General features: G+C 65.9%; 4 protein-coding genes. All 4 read right to left on the bottom strand.

Going from position 1 to position 4,598, the window contains the following annotated elements:
• Positions 1-134 precede the first annotated feature (134 nt).
• Genes ACFDR9_RS26975 through gspG form a run of 4 tightly spaced genes read right to left on the bottom strand, consistent with a single transcriptional unit; the run spans position 135 to position 4,226 of the window.
• Positions 135-884: a hypothetical protein gene (locus ACFDR9_RS26975; protein ID WP_409032975.1), complete on the bottom strand. Its 750-nt coding sequence runs from the start codon at positions 882-884 to the stop codon at positions 135-137.
• Positions 865-2,556, bottom strand: coding sequence for a GspE/PulE family protein (locus ACFDR9_RS26980; protein ID WP_409032976.1), 1,692 nt, complete (start codon positions 2,554-2,556; stop codon positions 865-867). The genes ACFDR9_RS26975 and ACFDR9_RS26980 overlap by 20 nt, the downstream gene beginning before the upstream one ends.
• Complete coding sequence (locus ACFDR9_RS26985; protein WP_409032977.1) at positions 2,553-3,743, bottom strand: type II secretion system F family protein; 1,191 nt, start codon at positions 3,741-3,743, stop codon at positions 2,553-2,555. Before ACFDR9_RS26985 ends, ACFDR9_RS26980 begins: the two co-directional genes overlap by 4 nt.
• Positions 3,744-3,767: 24 nt before the next feature.
• Positions 3,768-4,226: a type II secretion system major pseudopilin GspG gene (gspG, locus tag ACFDR9_RS26990; protein ID WP_051068189.1), complete on the bottom strand. Its 459-nt coding sequence runs from the start codon at positions 4,224-4,226 to the stop codon at positions 3,768-3,770.
• Positions 4,227-4,598: the final 372 nt, after the last annotated feature.

Genomic DNA, 4,598 nt, shown 5'->3' on the forward strand with positions numbered 1-4,598 from the left:
CCTGTGTGGGCCAACACACCCCCAAAGATCTTCCCAGAAAAGAAGGGGGTAGGGGCTGTCCAGGGCGCCAAGAGGCGGACGCACAGGTTCCGCCACCCCCCCCCCCCGCTGGCCGAAGTCGATGCCGATCGCCTTCATCGCCCCGCTCCCATCAGCGCCATGGCGACGCTGGCCGGCTGCGCGGTCGCGCCGGGCGGCATGCCGAGCAGGGATACCGGCAGCGCCGGATCGAGGCCCTGCATGATTTTTTCGCGGAACACCAGGTCGGCGACCACCGCCTCGCTGGTGGCGGCAAATACCGAGCGCAGGCTCGACCAGCCGCCGGCGCCGAAGCTGCCGATCACCATGTGCTCGGGTTCGACCACGGCGACTAGGCCGTCCCGGCCGGCGCCCTGGCGGCGCCAGCGGTTCCAGCAGGCGACGAAGAAGGGCAGGACGGCGCCGCTGCGCGCGCCGGCCCCCGCCAGCAAGCCGGCGACGCCGTCGGCCAGCGCCAACGGCATCGCGCAGGCGATGCGCGCCTTGCCGTACTCGGGGCGATCGGCTTGGACGCGCCATTGCGGCATCTCGCCGTACAGCTCTTCAAACCTGGCGCCGAGCAGGGCCGCTTCCTCCTGCTCGCTCAGCGGCATGGCGCTGAAAGGCAGCAGCGCGTAGCGCACCAGCCGGTCGGAGAGCAGCACGTTGACGCGCTGGCGCGCCACGGCGTGCCGCTCAAGCCAGCCGCGCACGGCCTCCAGCAGCGCCGCAAGCGGCGCCTCGCCGGACGCGGCCTGGTAGCAGACCGGCTCCAGCACCTCGGCATGCCCACGCCGGATGCGCACGCCGCCGACCTGGTCGGGACACAGCGCCAGCCACACCGTTTCACTGCGAAAATGTAACACGGTTGACTTCCTCGATGGTGGTAATGCCCGCCAGCGCGGCGTCGACGGCGGCGTCGCGCAGAAAGCGGGTGCCGTTGCGCACCGCCGCGTCCTTGATGGCGCGGATTGGCGCGCGGGCGATGATCAGCTCGCGCAATTCGTCGTTCATGCGCAGGAACTCGCCCACCGCCCTGCGGTTCTTGTAGCCGGTTCCGCGGCACTGGCCGCAACCGCGCCCGGTCACGAACACGCGGCCGGCGCCGCTGACCTCGCTCATACCGGCGGCGCACAGCTGTTCGTCGCTCGCCTCGTAGCGCGTGGCGCAGTGCGGGCAGACGATGCGCATCAGGCGCTGCGCCAGGATGCCGTTGAGCGCCGAGACGAAACTATAGATGTCCACGCCCATGTGCAGGAAGCGCCCCAGCACGTCGAAGACGTTATTCGCGTGCACGCTGGTAAACACCTGGTGCCCGGTCAGCGCCGACTGGATCGCGATCCTGGCCGTCTCCGGGTCGCGTATCTCGCCGACCAGGATCTTGTCGGGGTCGTGGCGCAGGATGGAACGCAGGCCCAGGGCGAAGGTCAGGCCCTTCTTTTCGTTCACCGGAATTTGCAGAATGCCCGGCAACTGGTACTCGACCGGGTCTTCGATCGTGACGATCTTGTCCTGCCCGCTGTTAATTTCGGTCAGCGCGGCATACAGCGTGGTGGTCTTGCCGCTGCCCGTCGGCCCGGTCACCAGGATCATGCCGTACGGCTCGCGCGCCAGCTGGCGCACCCTGGCCAGCAGGTCCGCGTCGAAGCCCAAATGGTCGAGCCGCAGCCCGACGATCTGGTCGGCCAGCGCATCCTTGTCGAGGATGCGCACCACCACGTCCTCGCCGAACAGGCTGGGCATGATCGAGACCCGGAAATCGATCTGCCGCCCCTTCACGTTGAGCTTGAAGCGGCCGTCCTGCGGCACGCGCCGCTCGGAAATATCCAGCTCCGACATCACCTTCAGGCGCGAGACCACCTGGCCGGCCATGTCGAGCCCTGGCACGAACAGCACGTGCGACAAGACCCCGTCGATACGGTACTTCAGCGTCAAGCCCTTGGCGCCGACCTCGAAATGCATATCGCTGGCGCCGAGCTTGAGGGCGTCGAAGATCGACGAGTTGACCAGCTTGACGACCGGGCTCGAATCCTTGGAAATGGAACTCAGCGACAGGTCGCCGACGGCGTCGCGCACGCCCGGCGCAGCCGACGCCTGCTCCGAAAACGTCTCGTCGATGGCCCTGAGCTTTTCCTCGGCGATGGTGAAGTAGGCGGCCAGGTCGTCGGGATGCGCCAGGCACCAGCGCGGCGGGCGCGCCATGCGCGCCTGGACCAGGGTCTGCAGCGCGGCGCCGAAGGGATCCACCGTCACGCAGATGAGCTGGGCCTGGTCGGCGTCGCCCGAAACCAGGCATTTGCGCTGCAAGGACTCGGTGTAGCTGAGGATCGAAAAGTTCGGGCTCAGCGCGTGCAGGGAGTCGATATCCAGCGTTTCCATGCGCAGCACGCGCCCCAGCTCCAGCAGGCACTGGGCCGGCGACAGCAGCAGCTCGTCCTCAAGCATGCGCCAGAGCGACTGGCCGGCGGCGTCGCGGCGCGCGTGCAGGTCGAGCAGGATGGCCGGCGACAGCACGGCCGCTTGAGTGGGCGCGTTCATTTGATATTGCCTGCCAGATCGAAGATCGGCAGGTACATGAGGATCACGATGCCGCCTATCAGGCAACCGATAAAGGTCATCAGCAGAGGCTCGAACAGCTTGGAGAACCAATCGAGCTCGCGCGCGATCTCCTCGTCGTAGAAGGCGGCGATTTTCTCCATCGTCTCACCGAGCTTGCCGCCGCGTTCGCCCACCACCAGCAGGCGCACGCCGATTTCGGTGGCCAGGCCGTGTTCGCGGAACGCCTCGGCCAGCGCGCCGCCTTCGCGGATGGCCGTGCGCGCCGCCTGCAGGCCCGCCCGCAGCGCCGGCTGCTGCAACAACGCGTCGGTCATGTCGAGCGCCGTCACCAAGGGCACGCCGCCGTTGATCAGCATCGCCACGGTGCGCGTGAAGCGCGCCAGCTGATAGGTGCGGATCTGTTCGCCCAGGTGCGGCAAGCGCCACAGCAGGCGCTGGAGCGCGGCTTTGAGCGCGGGACGGCTGAACAGATAGGCCGCCAGTGCGGCCAGCGCCAGGCTGCCCGCCAGCATTTCCACGCCGTGCTCCTTGACCACGCCGCCCCATTCAATGAGCAGGCGCGACAGGAACGGCACCTCGCTCGTCCCCAGGTCGGCGTAGACGCTGCCGAAGCGCGGCACCACGTACGACAACAGGAAGACCACCACCAGCGCACCGACGGCCAGCAGCAGGGCCGGATAGATCGAGGCGGAAACGACCTTGTCGCGCACGCTGTTGAGCTGTTTGAAATAGGCCAGGTAGCGCCGCAGCGCTTCCGGCAGGTTGCCGGTCTGTTCGCTTGCCTTGACGGTGGCGACGAACAAGGTCGGGAAGGTGTCCGGCGCGCCGGCCAGCGCGTTCGACAACGTCTGGCCCTCGAGCAGCAGCACATGGATACGCTGCAATACCTGGCGCGCCTCCGGGTCGCGGTTTTTGGCGATGAGAATGGCGATCGCTTCGACCAGTCCCATACCCGCGTCGAGCAGCGCCAGCAGCTCTTGGCCGAACAGCTGCACCTTGAAGCGCGACGCGCCGCCGGCGCGCCAGCGCAGGCGCGACGCGCTCAGCGACAAGACGGTCATGCCCTGTTCGGCGGCCTTGCTGCGCGCGCCAGCCTCATCCGCGGCGACGCAGCGCAAGCGCGTGACGCCATTGAGCGGATGGTAAACCTTCAAATTGAAATCCATCTTCCGCGCATCCCTTCGCCCCCGTCAGTTTGAGATATCGGCGGCCTCGCCGGAGCCGCCGGGCTTGCCATCGCGGCCATAGGAGTAAAGATCGTATTCCCCGCGCGTGCCGGGATGCCGGTAGACATAGGCGTGCCCCCATGGATCTTTCGGCACCGGCTTGGACAGGTAAGGGCCGGCCCAGCTGGCCAGGCCGGCCGGCTTGGCATGCAGCGCCGCCAGGCCGGTCTCGGAACTGGGAAAGCTGCCGACGTCGAGACGATAGGCCACCAGCGCCTTTTGCAGCGCGTCGACCTGCGCCTTGGTCGCCTTGATCTCGGACTTGCCAACGGCGCTGAAGTAGTTGGGGGCGACATACCCCACCAGCAGCCCGATGATGACCATGACGACGAGCAATTCGAGCAGCGTGAATCCCGCGCTGGACGCGCTTCGACCGCGCGCGATCGCCCCCTGCGCCCGGCGATATCGTGATTGTTGCTTCATATTCCCGTCCAAACAGTTGTGTAGCGCGTGATTTGCCAAGCTTGCCCCCTTGGTGGGCGTGGCAAAGTCTCTGTCAACTGTAACAAAACGGCAACTATCAGTTTTCATAGTTGCGTAACGTCTGTTCCACGCCACAGCGCACGCCCCGCGTCGCCCCTGCTCCATATGGAAACGCGGGTAAAAACCTTGTCAATTCTTTATTAATGTTAATTAATTGTTCGTTATATAATATATCAACAGTATCAATTTACTATTAACGTCTCTTGATTGGTGAAGGAAATTGGTGACTGTTCAGCCGCTATGCGGCAAGCGGGATAGGATTACCGTTGAAGGCCCGGAGCAGAACCTCAAGCATGCCATGGCCTTGCTTGC

Source organism: Janthinobacterium sp. CG_23.3, from assembly GCF_046115965.1.
Lineage (GTDB): Bacteria > Pseudomonadota > Gammaproteobacteria > Burkholderiales > Burkholderiaceae_D > Janthinobacterium.